Here is a 20203-nt window from a genome sequence, read left to right as displayed (position 1 = left end):
CCAACATGAGTAAATTGGCAAACGTATGGGTATTCAGTGATATCCATGACCGCTACCCTGAGCTGCTGGCCGCCGCTCAAACCTTAGGGCAGACCGTTAACGCTTTAATTATCGGAAATGAAGACGACGCAGCTAAGTTAATTAAGCAAGGGGCCGATCGGGTCTATTTACTGGGAACACCGTCAGAGGAAACCTTAATTGAAAACTATGCTGAGCCACTCATGGCCCAGCTAAAGCAGGTGGAAAACCCATCACTGCTGCTGATGTCAGCCACCAAACGTAGTAAAGCACTGGCAGCCAGACTCAGCGTGAAGCTACAGGCGGGCCTGATTAATGATGCCGCTGAGATTTGTCTCAATAACGGGCAGGTTCAGGCTAAACATCGGGTATACGGCGGGCTGGCATTCTCCGAAGCTCGAATGACTTCCGGGCTGGCTATCGTCACACTGGTTGCCGGCGCATTTGATGCGCTACCTGCGGATGAAAATCGAAGCGGCAGTATCACTAACGTTAGTTTTGTGATGCCGGAAAGTCCGCTGGTATTTGTGGAACGCAAGCCGAAACAAGGCAGTAACGTTGATCTGAGTAAAGCCCGCCGGGTAGTTGGAATAGGGCGAGGCCTGACGGCTGAAGCAGACCTGAAAATGGTTGAGGAACTGGCCGACCTGCTGGATGCCGAACTCGGATGCTCACGTCCGATAGCCGAAGGCGAACACTGGATGGAACGCGAGCGCTATATCGGCGTTTCCGGCGTGATGCTGAAATCAGATATCTATCTGGCTCTGGGTATCTCCGGCCAAATTCAGCATATGGTGGGAGCCAATGCCGCCCGTACGATCGTTGCCATTAATAAAGATAAAAACGCCCCGATATTCCAGTACGCCGACTACGGCTTAGTCGGTGATATTTATAAAGCAATACCGGCGTTAATCACCCAGTTAAAGGGATAAGCAGTAAAAAGTGCCTGACTTTGGGTATCTGCTATCAGCGGCATGGATGCTGCCAAAGGCAGGGCGGCGCTAACCTAAGGGCTAAAAGCGAATGCCCTAAACAGCGATTAGATAAACATAAATTAACAGCAGGAGCCATCATGTCAGACGATAAATTCGATGCCATCGTAGTCGGGGCCGGCGTAGCCGGAACTATCGCCGGTTACGTGATGGCCAAAGCCGGCCTTGAAGTACTGGTTATTGAACGCGGCAACTTCGCCGGCAGTAAAAACATGACCGGCGGGCGACTCTACGCCCATAGTCTGGAAAAAATCATACCGGGCTTTGCCAAGGAGGCTCCGGTCGAACGCAAAGTCACTCATGAAAAAGTATCATTTCTAACGAAAGACAGCGCAGTCACTCTCGACTATCAGGCCCAGCGGGCAGAACAACCATTGCAGGAATCCTATACCGTGCTGCGTAGTAAATTTGATCCGTGGCTGATGGAGAAAGCAGAAGAGGCCGGCGTTCAGTTTATTGCCGGGATTCGGGTCGATGAACTGGTGATCGAGAACGGGCAAGTAGCGGGCGTCAAGGCCGGAGATGACATTCTGGAAGCTAACCTAGTGATATTGGCTGACGGAGTGAATTCCTTACTGGGTAAATCGTTGGGAATGGTGCCTGACCTGTCGCCGCACAATGTTGCCGTCGGCGTGAAAGAACTGATCGAACTCCCCCGTCAGCAGCTGGAAGACCGTTTTAATCTGATCGGCGGAGAAGGAACAGCGTGGCTGTTTGCCGGATCGCCATCTAACGGATTACTCGGCGGAGGCTTCTTGTACACCAATCAGGATACCGTTTCATTAGGCGTGGTTTGCGGGCTGGCTGATATCGAACGCTCAGATAAATCCGTTCCCCAAATGCTGGAGGATTTTAAACAGCATCCGGCTATCCAGCCGCTGATTGAGGGCGGAAAACTTATTGAATATTCGGCTCATATGGTACCTGAAGGCGGATATGACATGTTGCCCAAGCTAAGTGGAAACGGCGTGATGGTTGTCGGTGATGCGGCCGGGCTGTGCCTTAACTTAGGCTTTACCGTACGCGGCATGGATCTGGCGATTGCCTCAGGCGAGGCCGCGGCCAAAGCCGCTATTGTCGCCAAACAACACAACGACTTCAGCGCTAAAGCGTTAGCGCTTTATCAAGAGCTGTTGCAGGAAAATTTCGTGCTAAAAGATATGAAACTGTACAAAAAGTTGCCTGCTTTTTTAGAAAATCCGCGCATGTTCAACGACTATCCGCGCATGGCCGCCGACATGATGAGCGATCTCTTTGTTGTCGACGGCACACCGGCAAAACCGATGCTTGGCAAACTGTTACGTCATGGTAAGCAGGTTGGCCTGATCAACCTGTTGAAAGACGGAATCAAAGGAGTAAGAGCACTATGACCAGCGTCAATGTAGACGTCAAACTGGGCGTCAATAAGTTCAGGGTTGATGAAGAGAATCCCCATATTGTGGTGGTAAAAAATCCGGATATGTCGGAATTAAAAAAGCTAATCAATGCCTGCCCGGCCGGACTGTATAAGCTGACCGATGAGGGAACCCTGCAGTTTGATTATGCCGGCTGTTTGGAGTGCGGAACCTGCCGGGTGCTATGTGGCAATACCCTATTGGAGAAGTGGGAATATCCACAGGGAACGCTGGGCGTTGAGTACCGTTATGGCTAACCGGCAGGCGCTGCTAATACTCAGCTGATAGCCATAAATTATCAGTGATATCAATTAGACAAACGGGTGCAATGATGAAATCAGCCAGTGGATTAAAAGTCAGAACCAAAGAGTATCGCCAAAAAGGCTATTGGGGAGATGCCTCGCTGGCTGACTTCTGGGCGATGTCTGTGCTATGCGCACCGGACAAAACGGCGGTAGTCGACAATCATGGGCAATCTTTTACGTACCGGCAGGCCGACCATCGCGCCGGGCAAATTGCCTCCTATCTACAAGAGAAAGGTATCGGTTCTGGTGATTTTGTCTCTTTTCAGCTTCCCGGCTGGGCTGAGTTTTTCCTTATTTATATCGCCTGCCTGAAGTTAGGCGCAGTCGCTAACCCGCTGCTTCCCAGCTATCGCCCGCAGGAACTGCTACATATACTCAATAAGTGCCAATCTAAAATTCTGTTTATTCCCGCAGAGTTTCGCCAGTATCAGTATCCGCCGACGATGCCGGACCTGATGTTATCGGTTCCCTCTTTGGCCAGCTATGTGATTGTCGATAAACATCATGAAACCTACCCCGATAGCCAACGAAGCATGCTGCTGTCATCGATCTTTAATCAATATCCACCGCTGTCGGCGGGGCCTCGCCGCAGCGGCGGAAACGATCTGGCGGCGGTACTGTTTACTTCCGGCACTGAAAGCTTCCCCAAAGGCGTTATGCTTACCCATAACAATATTATTTTCAGTGAGCGAGCTTTTGCCGCCGCGCTGAATATCAGTTACTTGGACGTGATGCTGATGCCGGCCCCCGTTGCCCACGCTACCGGTTTTTTGCATGGAATAATCTTACCCTTTATGTTCGCCGCTAAGTGTGTACTTCAGGATCAGTTTAAAGCGGCTGAAAGCCTGGCGCTGATTGAACGGGAAAAATGTACCTTCAGCATGGGCGCAACGCCGTTCGTCTTCGATATTTTGCAGCAGCTAAAAATTGCGCCGAGAGATATCTCATCCCTGCGCTTTTTCCTGTGCGGCGGAGCCCCGATTCCCCGTAAGCTGATTCAAGAGGCGTTGGATACCGGATTCAAAATTTTGAGCTGTTACGGCTCAACGGAAAGTGTCCCCCATACCGTAGTGCGTCCCGACGATCCGTTGTCGACCATGATATTTTCTGATGGCCGAGCCGTCGAGGGGGTAGAGGTTCGAATTGTCGATAAAAACCGCTGTGCCTTACCGGATAACGCCGAGGGCGAAGAATTATCCCGTGGCCCGAACGTATTTGTCGGCTATCTGAAAGAGCCGGAACTCACCGCAAAAGTTTTAGACAAGGACGGCTGGTTCTATAGCGGTGATATTTGTACCCGAGATAAACAGGGCTATATCAAAATTATTGGCCGTTCCAAAGACATTATTATTCGGGGGGGCGAAAATATCAGTAGCAGTGAAATAGAAAATATCTTGTTCGATCACCCGGACATATCTGACAGCGCGGTAGTCGGTATGCCGGACCAACGTCTGGGGGAGAGGAGCTGTGCCTTTGTGGTGCTAAAAAAACCAGAGTCAACGCTAACCCTCAAAGATATACAGTGTTTTTTCCAGCATAAACGGGTCGCTCGCTATAAGCACCCGGAACGGATAGAAATTGTTACCGCCCTCCCGCGCACCGCTTCAGGCAAAGTGAAGAAATTTATGCTGCGCCAGGCGCTTAAAGAGAAGGTACTCAAAGAAAAGGAACGCCAAGAGAAAGTGGTTAATGAAGAGTAATAAGCAAATTTTATCCCCCCCGATGGGGTAAAGATAGGACCAAACCGGTTGATTAAGTGCTGTATGCTAATCAAAGGAGCTGCCCATGAGCCAACCCCGCACAACTAAAAAATCCCGCGCGGAGCTCGACAAAAAAATTATCACCCGCATGAGAAATAGTACTCAGCCGGCATTTCGCACAGCAGAACCACAATTTTTTATTTGCCCTGACTGCCAGTGTCTGTTTATTCAAAGCCGGCCAGTAAGCCACCATAGCCAGATAGCCTGTTGCGGTAATCCGTTGACCGCACTAATACCTGAAAACCTGAGCGCCTCCCGCTCAATCAAAGAGCATTTGAATGCCTCGCACCAACCCAAAATCACCATCTCCGGTGGATTCTCGGCCAATGTCGCGACCGTTGAGGTGGGGGAGGGCAAGCACCTGATGACCGGCGACCACGCCATCCGCTGGATCTATTTGCATACTTTTATGGGCGGGCAAATTAAGTACTTAAAGCCTGAAGAACCGCCCTCAGCCACATTTTCACTTTCAGGCGATGACGCTTTTGTATATTGCGATCGCAATATCTGCAAAATGGGTAATGCCCACTGCCTGTTCAACTGCAAGCGGGGCTTTGCCGCTTATGCTTACTGCAATCAACATGGGTTATGGAAGTATCAGTTTTAGCCCGGATAATAAAAAATGCGCCACCGCCAGAATCGTTTCTCCACTAGTTAACCAACAGTGGGATGGTATAATATAAGTTATATATCAATATCTTCTCTACCTAACGCTTAATGAAGTTATTACCTGCCATAGCTAAGACCGGTATGTAATGGTTAGTCGCCTATTATCTATGGCATTCATAAAAGAGTTTGTTTGGATAAATCTGAGAACAAAATCACAGTTTTTTCAGTTTTTTTCATTATATTTAGGTAATCGATTACCTAAATATAAACATAATGAAAAACAAACTATCGATTAAAGATATTGCAGAGCTTGCGGGTGTGTCAACTGCCACAATATCCCGCTACCTGAATGGAAAATATCAATCAATGAGTGTGGATACTCGTAAAAATATTGCGAGTATTATTGAAAAATTTGGATATCAACCAAGTAATATCGCCCGTTCACTCAGAATTTCTGAAAGTAAAACTATCGCCGTTATTATGGCTGACATTTTCAATCCTTATTCAATGGATGTATTAAAAGGTATTGAAGAGTTTTGTTCAGAAAAGGGATACACAATTTTTATCTGTGATGCTAAAAACAGTGCCCAAAGAGAGCGAACGATTATTGAAGAAATGACGGTTAAGAGGGTCGACGGTTTTATAATAAATACAACCGGAGAGAATGACTATTTTATTAAGGGTATTGCGCTTGAATACCCAGTGGTTTTAGTCGGAAGAAAAATTAAAAATAGCAATATACCCACGGTATCTGTCGATAATGCCCAAGGTATCCGTTTAGCAGTAGAACACCTTAATGAATTGAAATGTAAAAAAATAATATTTTTATCACCGCCCGCCGGTCATATTTCACCAAGGAATGAGCGGATTACTGAATTTAAAAAAATGTCAGGGGAGGATAACTTTGCCCACATTGAAATGAAATGTTTACCGGTATCTGTGCTGGAAGAAAATGTCATAAAACAATTTTTAATTAATTTTCATCGTTCTGATTCTGATATGAAAAGTATTATTACCGGGAATGGTCAAATATCCTTAAAAGTAATACAAGTTGCTAAAGAACTAAAGTTATCCATTCCTGAAGACTTCTTAATGGTGGGATTTGATGACACCGATTGGGCTCATATATTGAGAAAACCTCTGACGGTAGTCGCACAACCTACCTATAAAGTAGGTTATAGCGCAGCAAAAAAACTTATTTCACAGCTGATGAAAGAAAATGATGCAGATGAGAACTATTTGGAAATATTACCGGTGTCATTAATAAAAAGAGAAACAACTTAATATTCGCGAGGAAAATATGAAAATCACAGCCATTAACACCTGGGTTTTAGTGGATAAATTACCGGAAAGATTTGGCATGTCCCAATGGTTTTGGGATACCCGTTCAATCTGTGTCGTGGAAGTACAAACGGATGAAGGTATTAGCGGATGGGGGGAATGCTTCGGACCAGCACAGGCCAATGCCGCACTAATCAAGGAGTTATTTGCGCCACTGCTTAACGGTGAAAACCCGCTTCAGCGCCGTTATATTTGGGAAACCATGTATAACCGTACCCGTGAATTTGGACGTAAAGGTATTGCGATAACGGCCCTTTCAGGCATTGATATTGCCCTCTGGGATATTTTTGGCAAGGTGGTCGGTAAGCCGATTGCCGAATTATTAGGTGGTAACGCTGACAAACCGATTAAGGCTTATGCTTCCAGCTTTTATTACTCCCCGGTTGATGATTTGCGACAAATTGAAAAAGACGCTGCCAGCGCACTGAGTGAAGGGTATTGTGACTTTAAAATGAAGGTCGGTGGCGTAACGCTTAATGAAGATGTACGCCGGGTGGCTCGGGTGCGTGAACTTATTGGCCCGGATGCCTCGCTCGCCGTTGATGCTAACCGCGCTTACACCGTCCATGAAGCATTACGTTTTGCTGAATCTATCGAGGAGTATCAAATCTCCTGGTTTGAAGAACCGATACTTCCTGACGACTTTGATGGATATAGCAGGCTTAAAAAACAGCTTCCGATGAAGATTGCCGGTGGAGAGTCAGAGTTCACGCGCTTTGGTTTTCGCAATTTTCTTGAGGGCAATTGTGTCGATATTGTCCAGCCTGACGTTGCTGCCTGTGGCGGAATTAGCGAGGCCCTGAACATTGCGGCAATGGCTACGGCATACGGCGTGGAATGCTATCCGCATCAATGGGGCTCCAGTATTTCTCTGGCAGCAACATTGCATCTGATGTCGGCGATTCCAGCCGCAGTACCTCGCCTTGCGAAGGTCCCGGCTTTATTGGAACTGGATCGTGCCCCCAATATTTTCCGTGAACAGTTAACCGACCTTGCTCCAGCGCCTACGATGGCTGTTCCCAATGGGCCAGGCTTAGGCATCAACGTCGATCTCGATATGCTCAACCACTACTCCCTACGCTAATTTAGGATCAAGCTATGTTTAAATCAAAATGGTTTAGAATTGGGTTTACCCTGATGGTCGGGGTTTTTGTTGCCTATATCGATCGTTCAAATCTGTCTATTGCCTTGCCGGGGATAGAGAAAGATCTCGGTATCGATGGCAGTGCAACCAAAAGCTTTGCCCTGACGGGCTTTCTTATTGGCTACGCGTTAGCCAACTTTTTCGGCGGCTTTTTTACCAGCAAGCTTAATCCCAAAGCGACTATCATTATTATGGTGTTTCTGTGGTCAGTCTTACAGATTGCCACCGCATGGATAACGTCACCGGTAACGCTGATTGTTTTCCGTATTATTCTGGGTATTGCTGAAGGAATTTACTGGCCTCAACAGTTCCGATTTGCCCGTGCGTGGTTTAATAAAAATGAGATCACTCGCGGTACCAATATTATTCAGTTCTATGGTCAATTTCTTGCCCTGTCATTAGGCTTTATCATCCTGACGCCTATTTTTAATCTTCTTGGCTGGCAGTGGGTTTTCTATATTACCGGCGGACTGGGCGTCTTTATTGTCGTTCCAATGTTCTTAGCTTTCCTGAAAAATAAACCGGACAGTAGCGATGCCGATCAAAATATTCCTGAACCGGAGCCAGAGCCGGAGGTTTCAAAACAAAAAATCAGTTTCAACGATTTGGGTGGCGCACCGTTCCTGCTGTTAATCTTCAGCTATTTTACTAATGGCATGCTGTTCTGGGGGATTACGCTGTTTATTCCGATGGTAGTAACGTCTCTGGGGTACTCAGGAATGTCGCAGGGAATAGCCAGCTCGCTGCCTTATTTTCTGGCGGTTATCTTAGCTATTCCCGTTTCACGATATAGCGATAAAACACAAAAGAGAGGGCAGATTGCGGCATTTGGCCTTGGAATAGCCGGTGTTTTTCTTATCGTTCTTCCCTTTATTGACAGTCCGGCAGGAAAGCTAGCCCTGATTACCCTGTCTATCGGCTGCTTAGCCAGCTGTTTTACTACCAATATCTGGTCAATCATTACATCCAGCGTGAAAAAAGAAGCTGTCGGGCCTGCCGCGGGGGTCATTAACGGTATTGGTGCCGGGTTAGGAGGAACTACCGCCGGTTTCGTGGTTGGCTATCTGCATGGCTACACTGGATCTTATGTGCCGGGATTCGCTATCTTAGGCATCGCAGCAGCACTCGGCGGTCTTTCTGTTTTTACCTATACTAAGATCATTGAGAGGCGCGCTTTAACCCAGTAATTTTCTATCATATGTCGGTTAGTTAAGCAGCTTGCCGACATATCGATAAAATAAATGAACCTTCGTTTTTCGGCATTCACCGGTTTAAATAGATTAGCTACTTTTAATCGGAGAATGGCGCGTCAGCATCAAAGAATTCCCTCCGGATCCAAGCAATATGTCCGCAGGCACGGAGGGTATTCCACCATTTTAATCTTTGGGCTAACCCGCTTGTCGCGTAGCCCGGCCTAATGATGAAAAACCTTTCAAGGTGTGACATGATACCGCCTGAATAAAAACGGACTCAGGGTGATAAATGTGAAACCGGTAACGCTGTACGATGTCGCAGACCATGCGGGCGTCTCTTATCAGACCGTCTCGCGAGTTGTGAATCAGGCACCCCACGTTTCAGCTAAAACCCGTGAGAAAGTTGAAGCCGCGATGGCGGAGCTAAACTACATCCCCAATCGTGCCGCGCAACAATTGGCAGGCAAGCAATCGCCGCTGATTGGGGTGGCTACCGCTAACCTTGCGCTACATGCGCCGTCACAAATTGTCTCTGCAATTAAATCCCGAGCCGATCGCTCAGGTGCCAGCGTGGTGATCTCGATGGTTGAGCGCAGCAGCGTGGAGGCGTGTCAAGCCGCGGTACACAACCTGTTGGCGCGACGGGTCACCGGCGTGATCGTCAACTTTCCTCTGGAAGAAAAAGACGCTATCGCGGTTGCTGCCGCATGTGGCAAAGTGCCGGTACTGTTTCTTGATGTCTCCGATCAAACTGCCGTCAATAGCATCGTCTTCTCTCACGACGATGGCGCACGCCTGGGCGTTGAGCATCTGGTGCAACTGGGTCATCAACATATCGCGTTATTGGCGGGGCCGCATTCGTCAGTTTCAGCCCGCTTGAGGCTGGCGGGCTGGCACAAATATTTGGCGCATTATCAGCTGCACCCCGTTGCCGAAATCGAAGGTGACTGGAGTGCAATATCTGGCTTTCAACAAACGATGCAGATGCTTAATGGCGGCCATATTCCGACTGCGATGCTGGTTGCCAACGATCAGATGGCGCTGGGTGCCATGCGGGCTATCAGCGAGTTTGGCTTACGGGTCGCGTCTGATATTTCAGTCATTGGCTACGATGATACTGAAGACAGCTCTTGTTATATCCCTCCGCTGACCACTATCAGGCAGGATTTTCCGCTGTTGGGCCAGAGTAGCGTCGACTGGTTAATGCAAGTCTCACTCGGCGAATTAACCACCAAAAATCAGCTACTGCCTATTTCGTTGGTCACGCGAAAAACGGTTTTGCCACCGAATACCCAGGGCGCTTCCCCTCAGCAGTTGGCGGATTCACTGATCCAACTGGCGCGTCAGATTTCACGGCTGCAACCGAGTCGCTAAATCCGGTTTTGTATGCTGTGACCAGATGCCTGATTTTCTCGCCGCATTCGACGATTAATTTGAGCCAGTTCACCAATTTAGACGCTGATCCTTTACATCATCGGTTTAGTCACTATATATCTATTATTAAATGTGAGCGAATAACAATTTAATCAAGGATATATTGGCATGACCCTGAATACTGATTCACTCGCCGCCGTGCTGGCCCGACGCGACTGGGAAAACCCCGGCGTGACTCAACTCAACCGTTTGGAGATGCACCCGCCGTTTTGTAGCTGGCGTAACGCGGATGATGCGCGTAACAATCAAACTTCAAGGCAGTTGCGTAGCCTGAATGGTGCATGGAAATTTGCCTGGTTTGCCTCTCCTGAATCGGTACCGGACAGTTGGCGCTTAAACGATCTTGCGCAAGCCGATATTATTACCGTTCCGTCTAACTGGCAGATGGACGGCTACGATGCACCAATTTACTCCAATATCACCTATCCGTTTCCGGTCAACCCACCGTATGTTCCGGCAGAAAATCCCACTGGGTGTTACTCGCTCACATTTAATGTTGATGACAGTGACTTAAACGGCGATCGGACGCGTATCATCTTTGATGGTGTTAACTCGGCCTTTCATCTGTGGTGTAACGGACGTTGGATTGGCTACGGTCAGGACAGCCGACTGCCGTCTGAATTCGATCTTAGTGATGTTCTGGTCAAAGGTGAAAACCGTCTGGCGGTGATGGTCCTGCGCTGGAGCGATGGCAGCTATCTGGAGGATCAGGACATGTGGCGGATGAGCGGTATTTTCCGCGATGTCTCCCTGCTGCATAAACCGGTAACACATATCCGCGATCTGCACATTAACACCCGCTTTAACGATGACTTTAGCCGCGCCGTGTTGGAAGCAGAGGTCAGAATTGCCGGTGAACCAGATGACAATTTACGTGCCACCCTACAATTGTGGCAGGGCGAAACCTTGGTCTGTCAGGCTATCTCAGCTTTTGGCAGTGAGATTATTGATGAACGTGGTGCATATGCCGATCGTACCACGCTGCGCATGAACGTTGAGCGCCCGGCGCTGTGGAGTGCTGAAACGCCGAATCTATATCGTGCCGTTATCCAACTGCATACTGTTGAGGGTAGCTTGATTGAGGCTGAGGCTTGTGACGTCGGGTTCCGCCATATCAGTATTGAAAATGGCCTGCTATTGCTTAACGGTAAACCGCTGCTGATCCGCGGAACCAACCGCCATGAGCATCATCCTGAGCGTGGTCAGGTGATGGACAGTGAAACCATGGTGCAGGATATTTTGCTGATGAAGCAGAATAACTTCAACGCGGTACGCTGTTCGCATTACCCAAATCATCCTATGTGGTACAGCCTGTGCGATCGCTATGGGCTGTATGTGGTAGATGAAGCCAACATTGAAACCCACGGTATGGTACCGATGAATCGCCTGAGCGATGACCCAACGTGGCTGCCGGCCATGAGTCAGCGCGTGACGCGCATGGTGCAGCGCGATCGAAATCATCCTTGCATTATTATCTGGTCGCTGGGCAATGAGTCCGGGCACGGCGCCAATCATGACGCCTTGTATCGCTGGATTAAATCGCAGGATCCTTCCCGTCCGGTGCAATATGAAGGCGGCGGTGCCAATACCGCGGCAACCGATATCATCTGCCCGATGTACGCCCGTGTCGATCAGGATCAGCCTTTTCCGGCGGTGCCGAAATGGTCGATTAAAAAGTGGCTTTCCATGCCGGGCGAGCAACGTCCGCTGATCCTTTGTGAATATGCGCATGCGATGGGCAATAGCCTCGGTGGTTACGCGAAATACTGGCAGGCTTTCCGCCAATATCCGCGTTTACAGGGTGGGTTTGTTTGGGATTGGGTCGATCAGTCGCTGATAAAATATGATGATAAGGGCAATCCATGGTCGGCCTACGGCGGTGATTTTGGCGACACGCCAAACGATCGTCAGTTCTGTATGGACGGGCTGGTATTTGCAGATCGCACCCCACATCCTTCGCTGTTTGAAGCCAAACACGCCCAGCAATTCTTCCAGTTTGTTCTACTGCCTGATGAGCCGCGGAAGATTGAAGTTACCAGTGAATACCTGTTCCGCCATAGCGATAATGAAATTTTACACTGGTCTATCGCCCAAGACGGTAAGCCGTTGGCCGCGGGGGAAGTGACGCTGGATATTGCACCGCAGGGCAGTCAGGTCATCATCTTGCCGCAGGTTTCTCTGCCAACGGATGCGGGCCAACTGTGGCTGACGGTACGGGTTGAACAACCCCAGGCTACAGCATGGGCGGATGCCGGGCATATTAGCGCCTGGCAACAGTGGCCGCTGGAACAAAGGTTAAATATCGATTTTCCCCCTTGCGTCAGTCAGGCCCCACAACTCACCACCAACGGTGACACATTTGACGTGGCATTAGGCAATAAGCGCTGGGCGTTCTGCCGCAAGCAAGGGGTATTAATACAATACTGGATTGGCGATCAGGCGCAGTTATTGAGCCCGCTAATCGACCAGTTCACTCGGGCACCGTTGGATAATGATATCGGCGTGAGTGAAGTGACGCGCATTGATCCCAACGCTTGGGTTGAACGCTGGAAGGCCGCAGGCCATTACTGTGCTGAAGCCACGCTGCTGCAATGCGAAGCCGAAGCGCTTTCTGGCGCGGTGCTGATTACCACCGCACATGTCTGGCAGTATCAGGGAGAGGCGCTATTTGTCAGTCGTAAAACCTACCGTATTGACGGTTACGGCAAGATGCAGATTAGCGTGGATGTTGATATCGCCAGAGGGACTCCGAATCCGGCACGTATCGGACTGAGCTGCCAATTAGCCCTGGTGGCTGAAAGGGTGAACTGGCTGGGGCTGGGCCCGCATGAGAACTACCCGGACCGTTTGACCTCCGCGTGTTTTGACCGCTGGGATCTGCCTTTGGAAGAGATGTATACCCCGTACGTTTTCCCCAGTGAAAATGGCCTGCGCTGTGAAACGCATGAGCTGTGTTACGGCTCTCACCGCTGGCAGGGTAACTTCCAGTTCAATATCAGCCGCTACAGCCAAAAGCAACTGATGGAGACCAGCCATCGGCACCTATTGCAACCAGAAACGGGTACCTGGCTCAATATTGACGGCTTCCATATGGGAATTGGCGGTGATGACTCCTGGAGTCCTTCCGTTTCGCCGGAATACTTACTTAACGCCCCGCGTTATCACTACCAGTTAATCTGGTGCTAAGAATAATAATAGGGCAGGCCTAAGCCTGCCCGCGTTTTGCGCAAGGAAGTCCATTATGTATTATTTAAAAAACACTAACTTTTGGATGTTTGGCTTTTTCTTCTTCTTTTACTTTTTTATTATGGGGGCCTATTTCCCTTTCTTCCCTATTTGGTTACATGATATTAATCATATCAGCAAAGGGGATACTGGCGTAATTTTTGCCTGTATCTCTCTGTTTTCTCTATTGTTCCAACCGATTTTCGGTTTGATGTCTGATAAACTCGGCCTGCGTAAACATCTGCTATGGGTGATCACCGGTATGCTGGTGATGTTTGCGCCATTCTTTATTTATGTTTTTGGACCATTATTACAGTTCAATATTTTACTCGGTTCGATTGTTGGCGGGATTTACCTCGGCTTTATTTACAATGCAGGGGCCCCGGCTATTGAAGCCTATATTGAGAAAGCCAGTCGTCGCAGTCATTTTGAATTTGGCCGGGCGCGTATGTTCGGCTGTGTGGGTTGGGCGTTATGTGCCTCGATAGTGGGCGTGATGTTCACTATCAATAATGAATTTGTTTTCTGGTTGGGCTCCGGCTGTGCAGTGATCCTCGCTCTGCTGCTGTTCTTCTCACGTACCGATACCTCCTCTTCGGCCACCGTAGCTGATGCTTTGGGCGCAAACCAGTCTGCTTTTAACCTGAAGCTGGCGCTGGAACTGTTTAAACAGCCGAAGCTGTGGTTTCTCTCGCTGTACGTTGTGGGCGTCGCCTGTACTTACGAAGTGTTTGACCAGCAGTTTGCTAACTTCTTTACCTCTTTCTTTGACACCACAGAACAGGGGACCCGTGTGTTTGGCTACGTCACCACCATGGGGGAATTGCTCAACGCCTCTATCATGTTCTTTGCGCCGCTGATCGTAAATCGTATCGGCGGGAAGAATGCCCTGCTGTTAGCGGGTGCCATCATGTCAGTGCGGATTATCGGCTCATCATTTGCTACCTCAGCGTTGGAAGTGGTGATTCTCAAAACCTTGCATATGTTTGAAGTACCGTTCCTGATTGTCGGCTGCTTTAAATACATCACCAGCCAGTTTGAAGTCCGCTTCTCTGCGACGATTTATCTGGTGTGCTTCTGCTTTTTCAAACAGTTGGCGATGATTTTTATGTCGGTATTGGCGGGCAATATGTATGAAAGTATTGGCTTCCAGGGGGCGTATCTGGTGCTGGGGATGGTGGCGCTGACCTTCACGCTGATTTCAGTGTTTACGTTAAGCGGGCCTAAGCCTTTTTCTCGCTTACGTTCAGACTTGCAGGTGAGTGAAAGTTAGTCGATCTCTAATCACGACGACGAATAGATAAAGGTTATGACCCTATCTATTCGCCGTAAGATGGACCGAGAGCCTTTTATCTGACCAGAGTGGCGGGTTTGCAGCAGAAGGATTACCCGTTGACGTTATAACAACGTCAACGGGATTTTTTTTGATTAACAACCGGCTATCTGACTATTCTGATTTTATTAACTGGTCTGATTTTATTAACCGGTCTAATTCTAATAACACCGGTTCCAAATCATCAACAATAGCCACATCTGCCAGAGTGAAAATCCGGGCATTTTTATCATTGTTAATCGCAATAATAAACTGGCTGTCACAAATACCGGCGGTGAAAGCGGCAGAACCTGAAGCCCCGGCAACCAGACAAACCTTGGGGGCTAATCGCGCTCCTGAGACCCCAATCATGCTGTTTATATCAACCCAGCCATTGAGTGCAACAGGGCGTGAACCGCCTAAGTAAGCCCCTAATGTCTTAGCAATATCAGGTAGTTTGCTGACCAACGAATGACTTATTCCACGACCAACGGCTAAAACCACGTCGGCGTTTTTTGATTGGTCTTGGGCTGGCTGAACCGTTAGCGTGACGTTCTCAATCCAGCCTGTGTCGGTATTATTTTCTGTTGAGGTTTCAAACCAGGTCGCGGGGGGCGTTATGGCATTGGCCGGCCGGGCTGCACGTCTGGCTATCGATAAGCAGTAGGGGGCATTCTTTAGGGTAAATATGGCATTCAGATTATTACCATAGGCCGCTTTATCTACCGTTAATTGTCGATCGTTAAGCGCAACTTTTTCAACGCTAAGGCAGGATGAGCCCTGTAGACGATATGCCAAACGCGTAGCGAGTTCACCGCCTAGATTGTCGCCATTAAACAGCAGTAACTCAACGTTTCGCTGCTGTTGTAATTGCTGTAACTGCTGCAAAAATGCCTCAGGTAAATAGCGGCTATTAGCTTTAATTAATTCAATTCTGCCAATATCTAAATTAATGGCAGGTAATGCAGATGGCTTGTCCTGATAATAAAACAGCCACAGTTCAGCCTGTTTTAAATCAGGGCAGTGTTGTAAAAATAAATTTAATTCCCCGGCCAGTTGAAAAAATAGCGGCGAATCTACATGCATGATAATGGCTGACTTCATGGTGTTAACCTCGGCTTTAAATAATGCTGGTAAAGCCTTTGTGCTTTTTCCTGAGCATCTTTGCCTTCAATAAACACACATGACTTTGGGTTATATGGTTGAAGCAAACCGACAAGCTTTTTATCATTACTTTGATTTAGCTGTTGTTCATCAAGATTAAAATCGGCAACACCATAGCGTTCAATGTCTTTTTTTGCCGCACTAAGCTTAGATTTAAGGTTTGGTAAACGCAGAGAGGCCGCTTCCGGCGTATAGCCCATGGCTAAGACCAGCGGAAGCTTAATGCTTTGTTGCAGTATTAAACCATCCTGAACGCTGGTCACCGTCAAATGCGTTGAATCGTGGGTTAGTGCAAGATGAGTCACTTGTGTAATACAGGGCCAATTTAGTTTTTCTGCCAGCAGCATAGCCGTTTGGCCGTTTTGCCCGTCATCACTTTGGTTACCCAGTATAATGATATCTTGTTGGCCTATCTGTTCACGGTAATGGCTAATTAATGTTGCAATCGCCAGAGGGTTAAATCGAAGGTCAATATTACTGGCAATATTAATAGCCACCGCTTTGTGATAATTAACCGCATACAGGTTTTTTAAAAAGCTGTCTGAGTTATCATCACCAATAGTTAATGCGGTTAGTTCGGTTGTTAGGCCGAGGTTTTTTGCGGAATCAGCCAGTTGTAGCGCCGTTTCTAAGGCATTTTCATCTGAGTTACTTAATGCCTTTCTGACAAAAGAAGAGGCTATTGAGTAATCATCATTAATCAGCCAGTCATCATGAGTCAGCATCTCTAAATCAGCCACGGTTTTAAAACAGGCCAGTATCTTTATATTATTCGACACCTTAGTGCTTCCCCCTTTTTTAATAAATTATCATACCGCTATGGTACTGAAATATCGGATGCTTCAACTAAAGAAAGATCTTTAGTTTCAGGCGCCCACAGTATAGAGATTATCGCGCCGCTGGCTAAAATACCGGTGAGTATTAACATGGTTGATTGCATACCAAAACTGAGGATGGCAATCGGCAGCAGGCCGGTACCTATTGCTGAACCTAAGCGGCTCATTGAGGTTGCAAACCCTACGCCAAGCGCGCGCATTTTGGTTGGAAAACTCTCGGCCGGAAATACGCCGACTAAGTTACTGACCGCCGACAACACCAATGTAAAAGCCGCAAAAAGCATGAGCATCACGAGGGTTTGCTGTTCCGGAATAAAGCTGAGTAAGCCTAAACAGATAGCCAAAAAAATAAACGAATAGATTAAAAATCCGCGCCGGGAAAACGTCTGTGTTAATACAATGCCTAATAAAGCGCCAATAATTAAGATGAAATTTAACAATAAATCAGTCGAAAAGCTCTGATTTAGCCCCATAATATTGAGAATTGAGGGTAAAAAGGTATAAATAGCAAAATAAGGAATAACCAGACAAATAAAGAATAAGCTATTAAACAGCGTACGTTGCCGATATTGCGGTGAAAAAAGAGCAAAGAAGCTGATGGCTTTTCTTTCGCTATATTCATCATTTAATATCACATTGGTGCCAAAATATTTTTTGATAATCGTATTTGCTTCCTCGTATCGGCCTTTTTTCATTAACCAGCGGGGAGATTCCGGGGTGCCTATACGTAATAATAGGATGATAAAAGCGGGAAGGGATGCGGACATTAATAGCCAACGCCAGGCATTAGGATCAATATAGGTCAAATAATGGCCTAAGAAGTTTGCCGCAACATAACCAAAAGTCCAAATAACGCTAAAGGATCCGAGTAATATACCGCGGTGTTTACGCGGTGATATTTCAGCTAACATGGTATGGCCAACAGAATAATCACCTCCTAAGCCAATGCCAATAAAGATCCTTAATAAAAATAACTCTAATGGCGTTTCAATAAAAAATTGTGAAAATGTTCCGATAGTAATGATAATAAAGCTAAAGCAAAAAATTTTCTGGCGGCCAATAAAATCAGATATGTGTCCAAGAAACAGGCTACCAATAAACAGGCCGATTAATGCTGAACTGCCCAGCATGCCTTGCCAGAATGAGCTAAGCCCCATTTGTGGCGTCATTTGAGTTAACGCAAAGCCAATCTGACCTAATACATAACCATCAATAAAATGGGCACCAAACGTTAATCCGGCTATTTTGATATGAAAGCGATTTAACGGTACATCATCCATTTGAATTTTTGGAGGTTTTACTATTTGCATATTGATAAACCTCATACTGCTTTAGTTAATTCACTGCTGATAAAATACGCTGGTGCGATTAAAAATAAATTCACTGACAAGACAAGCGTTGAAACGATATTTGGCAGCATTTCAACGCTGTTGGTTGTTTAGTCTTCCTTATGTAGCGATGTCAGCCAGTTAGATCTTGCCATACATTTTCCAAACGTTTTCATTGGTGGTTGAAATAGCATTAACACGGCCGTTCAGTGCGATATGGGCCGTTTCTTCATCACAAATTAGGCCACCTGAAATAATAGGAATATGAATGCATTCAGCAAGCCATTTAGTGACGGTCGGCATCACGCCCGGCATGACTTCAATACTATCAGGGTGGCAGTTTGCTATTTGTTTTTGGATATTATGATAAGAAATTGAGTCGACAATAAACAGGCGGAGTATGGTGTAAAAGCCGTGAGTTTTCGCGGCTTTTATCATTTGTGTTTTGGTACTGATAATACCATCGGCCTGAGTGACTATTTTGAGAAATTCAACAACAACTTCACTGTTAGATGCGCCTTCAAGTAAATCGACATGAATAAATGCAAATTTACCGGCAGCCTTTATCTGTTGCACAATACGGCTAATATTACAGATTGTACCAAAAAGTATGAAAATAATTTTGCAATCACTTTTAATTGCCCGATCTAAGCTTGGCTGATCCTTTACCGAAGCGATGATGCGATTATGATCAAGTAATTGTTTTATACTCACCCTGTCCTCTCTTTTGTTGTATCAACTGGTTGCCTGAGTTTGTAAGCGTTTTTTAGCCACTCGCGCTTTCAAGATAACACAGGCAATAATGCCAACCGCCGTCATCGCGATGGTATAACCAAAATACATTTGATAACCGGCCTGCTGGCTTGCCGCGGCATCCATAATGTATCCATTAATTAGTGGAATAAAGATATCGGGGCAATAGCCTAAGACGGAAATAATACCGATAGCTAAGCCTAACTTTGCTTCAGGAATATTTAGGTTTTCTATAATTGCCCAATATAATCCACGGATAGCGTAGGTCAGTAGCCCGACTAGCAGAATAAAGAAGATGCACAGATTGACGGTCATTGTTGAACTCATTCCCATCATTGGTGCAACAATTAAACCGAGTAATCCCAACGCGCTGCCAATCAATGCATAATTAAGTATTCTGACGTTAGTAAATTTATCACCCAGTATTCCGCCAACGGCACCGCCGACCGGACGCAGCCACAGTTTTATGGTGGTAATCGTGCCGGCCATTACCGCAGAGAAACCCCAGTTGCCCTCTTGCAGATAAGCAGAAAAGCTATAAGTCGACCAAAATAGATGGTAACCGGCGGATATGATCAGCGCAATTAGCCAGACTTCCGGCTGTTTTAGAATAAAAATGATATCGGTAAATAAGCTTTCATTCTTCTCTCTGACTTTTTTAACCTCAGTAATAACCTGTTTGTTTTCATAATAAACGCCGGCAAGACAAATAACCGCTAAAGCGATACAAAGCCACGAATACATGTAGATAACATAGATCAGAGCTTCAATAACGTTATTGTCATTGTCTCCGGCCACAACAGAGAATATATAGAGTGCAATACTCGCCAGAACGGCTTCAACTAAGCCACGACCGCCATCATAGAAGCCATAAAAACGACCTGATTCATGTTCACCAGACAGTAATTTAATGCGCTTCATTACCGCGCCCCAGAATGTTAAACCTGTGGTAATTCCCCAGCCGCCAAAAATACATAACAATGAATAATAAGAGGGCAGAGTACTATACCAAAAGCCCAATAGCCCGGTACCCAGCAACGAGAATACAATTAATTTCATCGGCTTTATTTTGTCTGCTAACCACCCGCTGGGTGCATAGGTCAGAAAAAACAGCAGTCCCATCATGGAATATAGCTCACCAAGTTGGCCATTAGTGAGCTGGAAGGCTTCTAACATGGTGGTTTGATATATTTGACGCATATATAGCATGGGATAAATAGCGCCGCCGGCGACGGTGAGCAAGAGCAGCTGCATATAACGGGTAGCTTTAGTATTTACCGGTTTATCAATATTAATACTTTCTGTTTGTGCCATACAACGACCCTCATATGGTTATCAAAGCTTCCTGACAGTTTTTACTTTTAATTACCGTTGTCAGATGAGTGAAACAGTGTT

The 20203-nt window shown here is 46.9% G+C and carries 16 protein-coding genes; 11 read left to right on the top strand and 5 right to left on the bottom strand.

What is annotated here, in order from left to right; genetic code table 11:
- Window positions 1-5: 5 nt before the first annotated feature.
- The 11 genes from YWE_RS0123010 (at window position 6) to YWE_RS0122960 (ending at window position 14688) form a co-directional block, all read left to right on the top strand.
- Window positions 6-950 carry an FAD-binding protein gene (locus YWE_RS0123010; RefSeq protein WP_029096565.1) on the top strand — a complete coding sequence of 315 codons (945 nt, stop codon included), beginning with the start codon at window positions 6-8 and terminating at the stop codon, window positions 948-950.
- 140 nt (window positions 951-1090) lie between these two features.
- A complete protein-coding gene (locus tag YWE_RS0123005) occupies window positions 1091-2380 on the top strand; it encodes an FAD-dependent oxidoreductase (protein WP_029096564.1) in 1290 nt (429 codons plus the stop codon).
- The gene (locus tag YWE_RS0123000) at window positions 2377-2661 is read left to right on the top strand and encodes a ferredoxin family protein (RefSeq protein ID WP_029096563.1); all 285 of its coding nucleotides are present in this window, start codon (window positions 2377-2379) and stop codon (window positions 2659-2661) included. Before YWE_RS0123005 ends, YWE_RS0123000 begins: the two co-directional genes overlap by 4 nt.
- A gap of 74 nt (window positions 2662-2735) precedes the next feature.
- Window positions 2736-4409 carry a medium-chain fatty-acid--CoA ligase gene (fadK, locus tag YWE_RS0122995; RefSeq protein WP_248595876.1) on the top strand — a complete coding sequence of 558 codons (1674 nt, stop codon included), beginning with the start codon at window positions 2736-2738 and terminating at the stop codon, window positions 4407-4409.
- 85 nt (window positions 4410-4494) lie between these two features.
- Window positions 4495-5076: a desulfoferrodoxin family protein gene (locus tag YWE_RS30205; protein WP_227659932.1), complete on the top strand. Its 582-nt coding sequence runs from the start codon at window positions 4495-4497 to the stop codon at window positions 5074-5076.
- A gap of 275 nt (window positions 5077-5351) precedes the next feature.
- Window positions 5352-6362 (top strand): LacI family DNA-binding transcriptional regulator, encoded by a 1011-nt coding sequence (locus tag YWE_RS0122985; RefSeq protein WP_029096560.1) that lies wholly within the window; start codon window positions 5352-5354, stop codon window positions 6360-6362.
- Window positions 6363-6378: 16 nt separating this feature from the next.
- Window positions 6379-7503 (top strand): mandelate racemase/muconate lactonizing enzyme family protein, encoded by a 1125-nt coding sequence (locus YWE_RS0122980; RefSeq protein ID WP_029096559.1) that lies wholly within the window; start codon window positions 6379-6381, stop codon window positions 7501-7503.
- A 14-nt stretch (window positions 7504-7517) separates the two neighbouring features.
- On the top strand, window positions 7518-8750 hold the full coding sequence (locus tag YWE_RS0122975) for an MFS transporter (protein ID WP_029096558.1): 1233 nt from the start codon (window positions 7518-7520) through the stop codon (window positions 8748-8750).
- A 297-nt stretch (window positions 8751-9047) separates the two neighbouring features.
- A complete protein-coding gene (locus YWE_RS0122970; RefSeq protein WP_029096557.1) occupies window positions 9048-10130 on the top strand; it encodes a LacI family DNA-binding transcriptional regulator in 1083 nt (360 codons plus the stop codon).
- Window positions 10131-10298: 168 nt separating this feature from the next.
- A complete protein-coding gene (locus YWE_RS0122965; protein WP_029096556.1) occupies window positions 10299-13376 on the top strand; it encodes a beta-galactosidase in 3078 nt (1025 codons plus the stop codon).
- A 55-nt stretch (window positions 13377-13431) separates the two neighbouring features.
- Window positions 13432-14688, top strand: a complete 1257-nt coding sequence (locus YWE_RS0122960; RefSeq protein WP_029096555.1) for an MFS transporter — start codon at window positions 13432-13434, stop codon at window positions 14686-14688.
- A 174-nt stretch (window positions 14689-14862) separates the two neighbouring features.
- Here the strand turns inward: YWE_RS0122960 and YWE_RS28465 are convergent, their stop codons facing one another.
- The 5 genes from YWE_RS28465 to YWE_RS0122930 form a co-directional block, all read right to left on the bottom strand.
- Window positions 14863-15831, bottom strand: coding sequence for an electron transfer flavoprotein subunit alpha/FixB family protein (locus YWE_RS28465; protein WP_051323535.1), 969 nt, complete (start codon window positions 15829-15831; stop codon window positions 14863-14865).
- A complete protein-coding gene (locus tag YWE_RS0122950) occupies window positions 15828-16670 on the bottom strand; it encodes an electron transfer flavoprotein subunit beta/FixA family protein (RefSeq protein ID WP_029096554.1) in 843 nt (280 codons plus the stop codon). The genes YWE_RS28465 and YWE_RS0122950 overlap by 4 nt, the downstream gene beginning before the upstream one ends.
- Window positions 16671-16708: 38 nt before the next feature.
- Complete coding sequence (locus YWE_RS0122945; RefSeq protein WP_029096553.1) at window positions 16709-18037, bottom strand: MFS transporter; 1329 nt, start codon at window positions 18035-18037, stop codon at window positions 16709-16711.
- Between the two features lie 159 nt (window positions 18038-18196).
- Complete coding sequence (locus tag YWE_RS0122935; RefSeq protein ID WP_029096552.1) at window positions 18197-18769, bottom strand: glycerol-3-phosphate responsive antiterminator; 573 nt, start codon at window positions 18767-18769, stop codon at window positions 18197-18199.
- 21 nt (window positions 18770-18790) lie between these two features.
- Window positions 18791-20122: an MFS transporter gene (locus YWE_RS0122930; RefSeq protein WP_029096551.1), complete on the bottom strand. Its 1332-nt coding sequence runs from the start codon at window positions 20120-20122 to the stop codon at window positions 18791-18793.
- Window positions 20123-20203: the final 81 nt, after the last annotated feature.

The organism is Budvicia aquatica DSM 5075 = ATCC 35567 (genome assembly GCF_000427805.1).
Taxonomy (GTDB): Bacteria; Pseudomonadota; Gammaproteobacteria; order Enterobacterales; family Enterobacteriaceae; genus Budvicia; species Budvicia aquatica.
The sequence above is the reverse complement of the archived record's forward strand: the minus strand, read 5'-3'. Positions and strand labels throughout refer to the sequence as shown.

Excerpts from the sequence above, each read along its gene's own strand:
- YWE_RS0122960 (WP_029096555.1), top strand. The coding sequence starts at position 13,432 with ATGTATTATTTAAAAAACACTAACTTTTGGATGTTTGGCTTTTTCTTC.
- YWE_RS0122930 (WP_029096551.1), bottom strand. The coding sequence starts at position 20,122 with ATGGCACAAACAGAAAGTATTAATATTGATAAACCGGTAAATACTAAA.
- YWE_RS0122985 (WP_029096560.1), top strand. The coding sequence starts at position 5,352 with ATGAAAAACAAACTATCGATTAAAGATATTGCAGAGCTTGCGGGTGTG.
- YWE_RS0123005 (WP_029096564.1), top strand. The coding sequence starts at position 1,091 with ATGTCAGACGATAAATTCGATGCCATCGTAGTCGGGGCCGGCGTAGCC.
- fadK (WP_248595876.1), top strand. The coding sequence starts at position 2,736 with ATGAAATCAGCCAGTGGATTAAAAGTCAGAACCAAAGAGTATCGCCAA.
- YWE_RS0123010 (WP_029096565.1), top strand. The coding sequence starts at position 6 with ATGAGTAAATTGGCAAACGTATGGGTATTCAGTGATATCCATGACCGC.
- YWE_RS0122945 (WP_029096553.1), bottom strand. The coding sequence starts at position 18,037 with ATGCAAATAGTAAAACCTCCAAAAATTCAAATGGATGATGTACCGTTA.
- YWE_RS0122965 (WP_029096556.1), top strand. The coding sequence starts at position 10,299 with ATGACCCTGAATACTGATTCACTCGCCGCCGTGCTGGCCCGACGCGAC.
- YWE_RS0122975 (WP_029096558.1), top strand. The coding sequence starts at position 7,518 with ATGTTTAAATCAAAATGGTTTAGAATTGGGTTTACCCTGATGGTCGGG.
- YWE_RS28465 (WP_051323535.1), bottom strand. The coding sequence starts at position 15,831 with ATGAAGTCAGCCATTATCATGCATGTAGATTCGCCGCTATTTTTTCAA.
- YWE_RS0123000 (WP_029096563.1), top strand. The coding sequence starts at position 2,377 with ATGACCAGCGTCAATGTAGACGTCAAACTGGGCGTCAATAAGTTCAGG.
- YWE_RS30205 (WP_227659932.1), top strand. The coding sequence starts at position 4,495 with ATGAGCCAACCCCGCACAACTAAAAAATCCCGCGCGGAGCTCGACAAA.
- YWE_RS0122980 (WP_029096559.1), top strand. The coding sequence starts at position 6,379 with ATGAAAATCACAGCCATTAACACCTGGGTTTTAGTGGATAAATTACCG.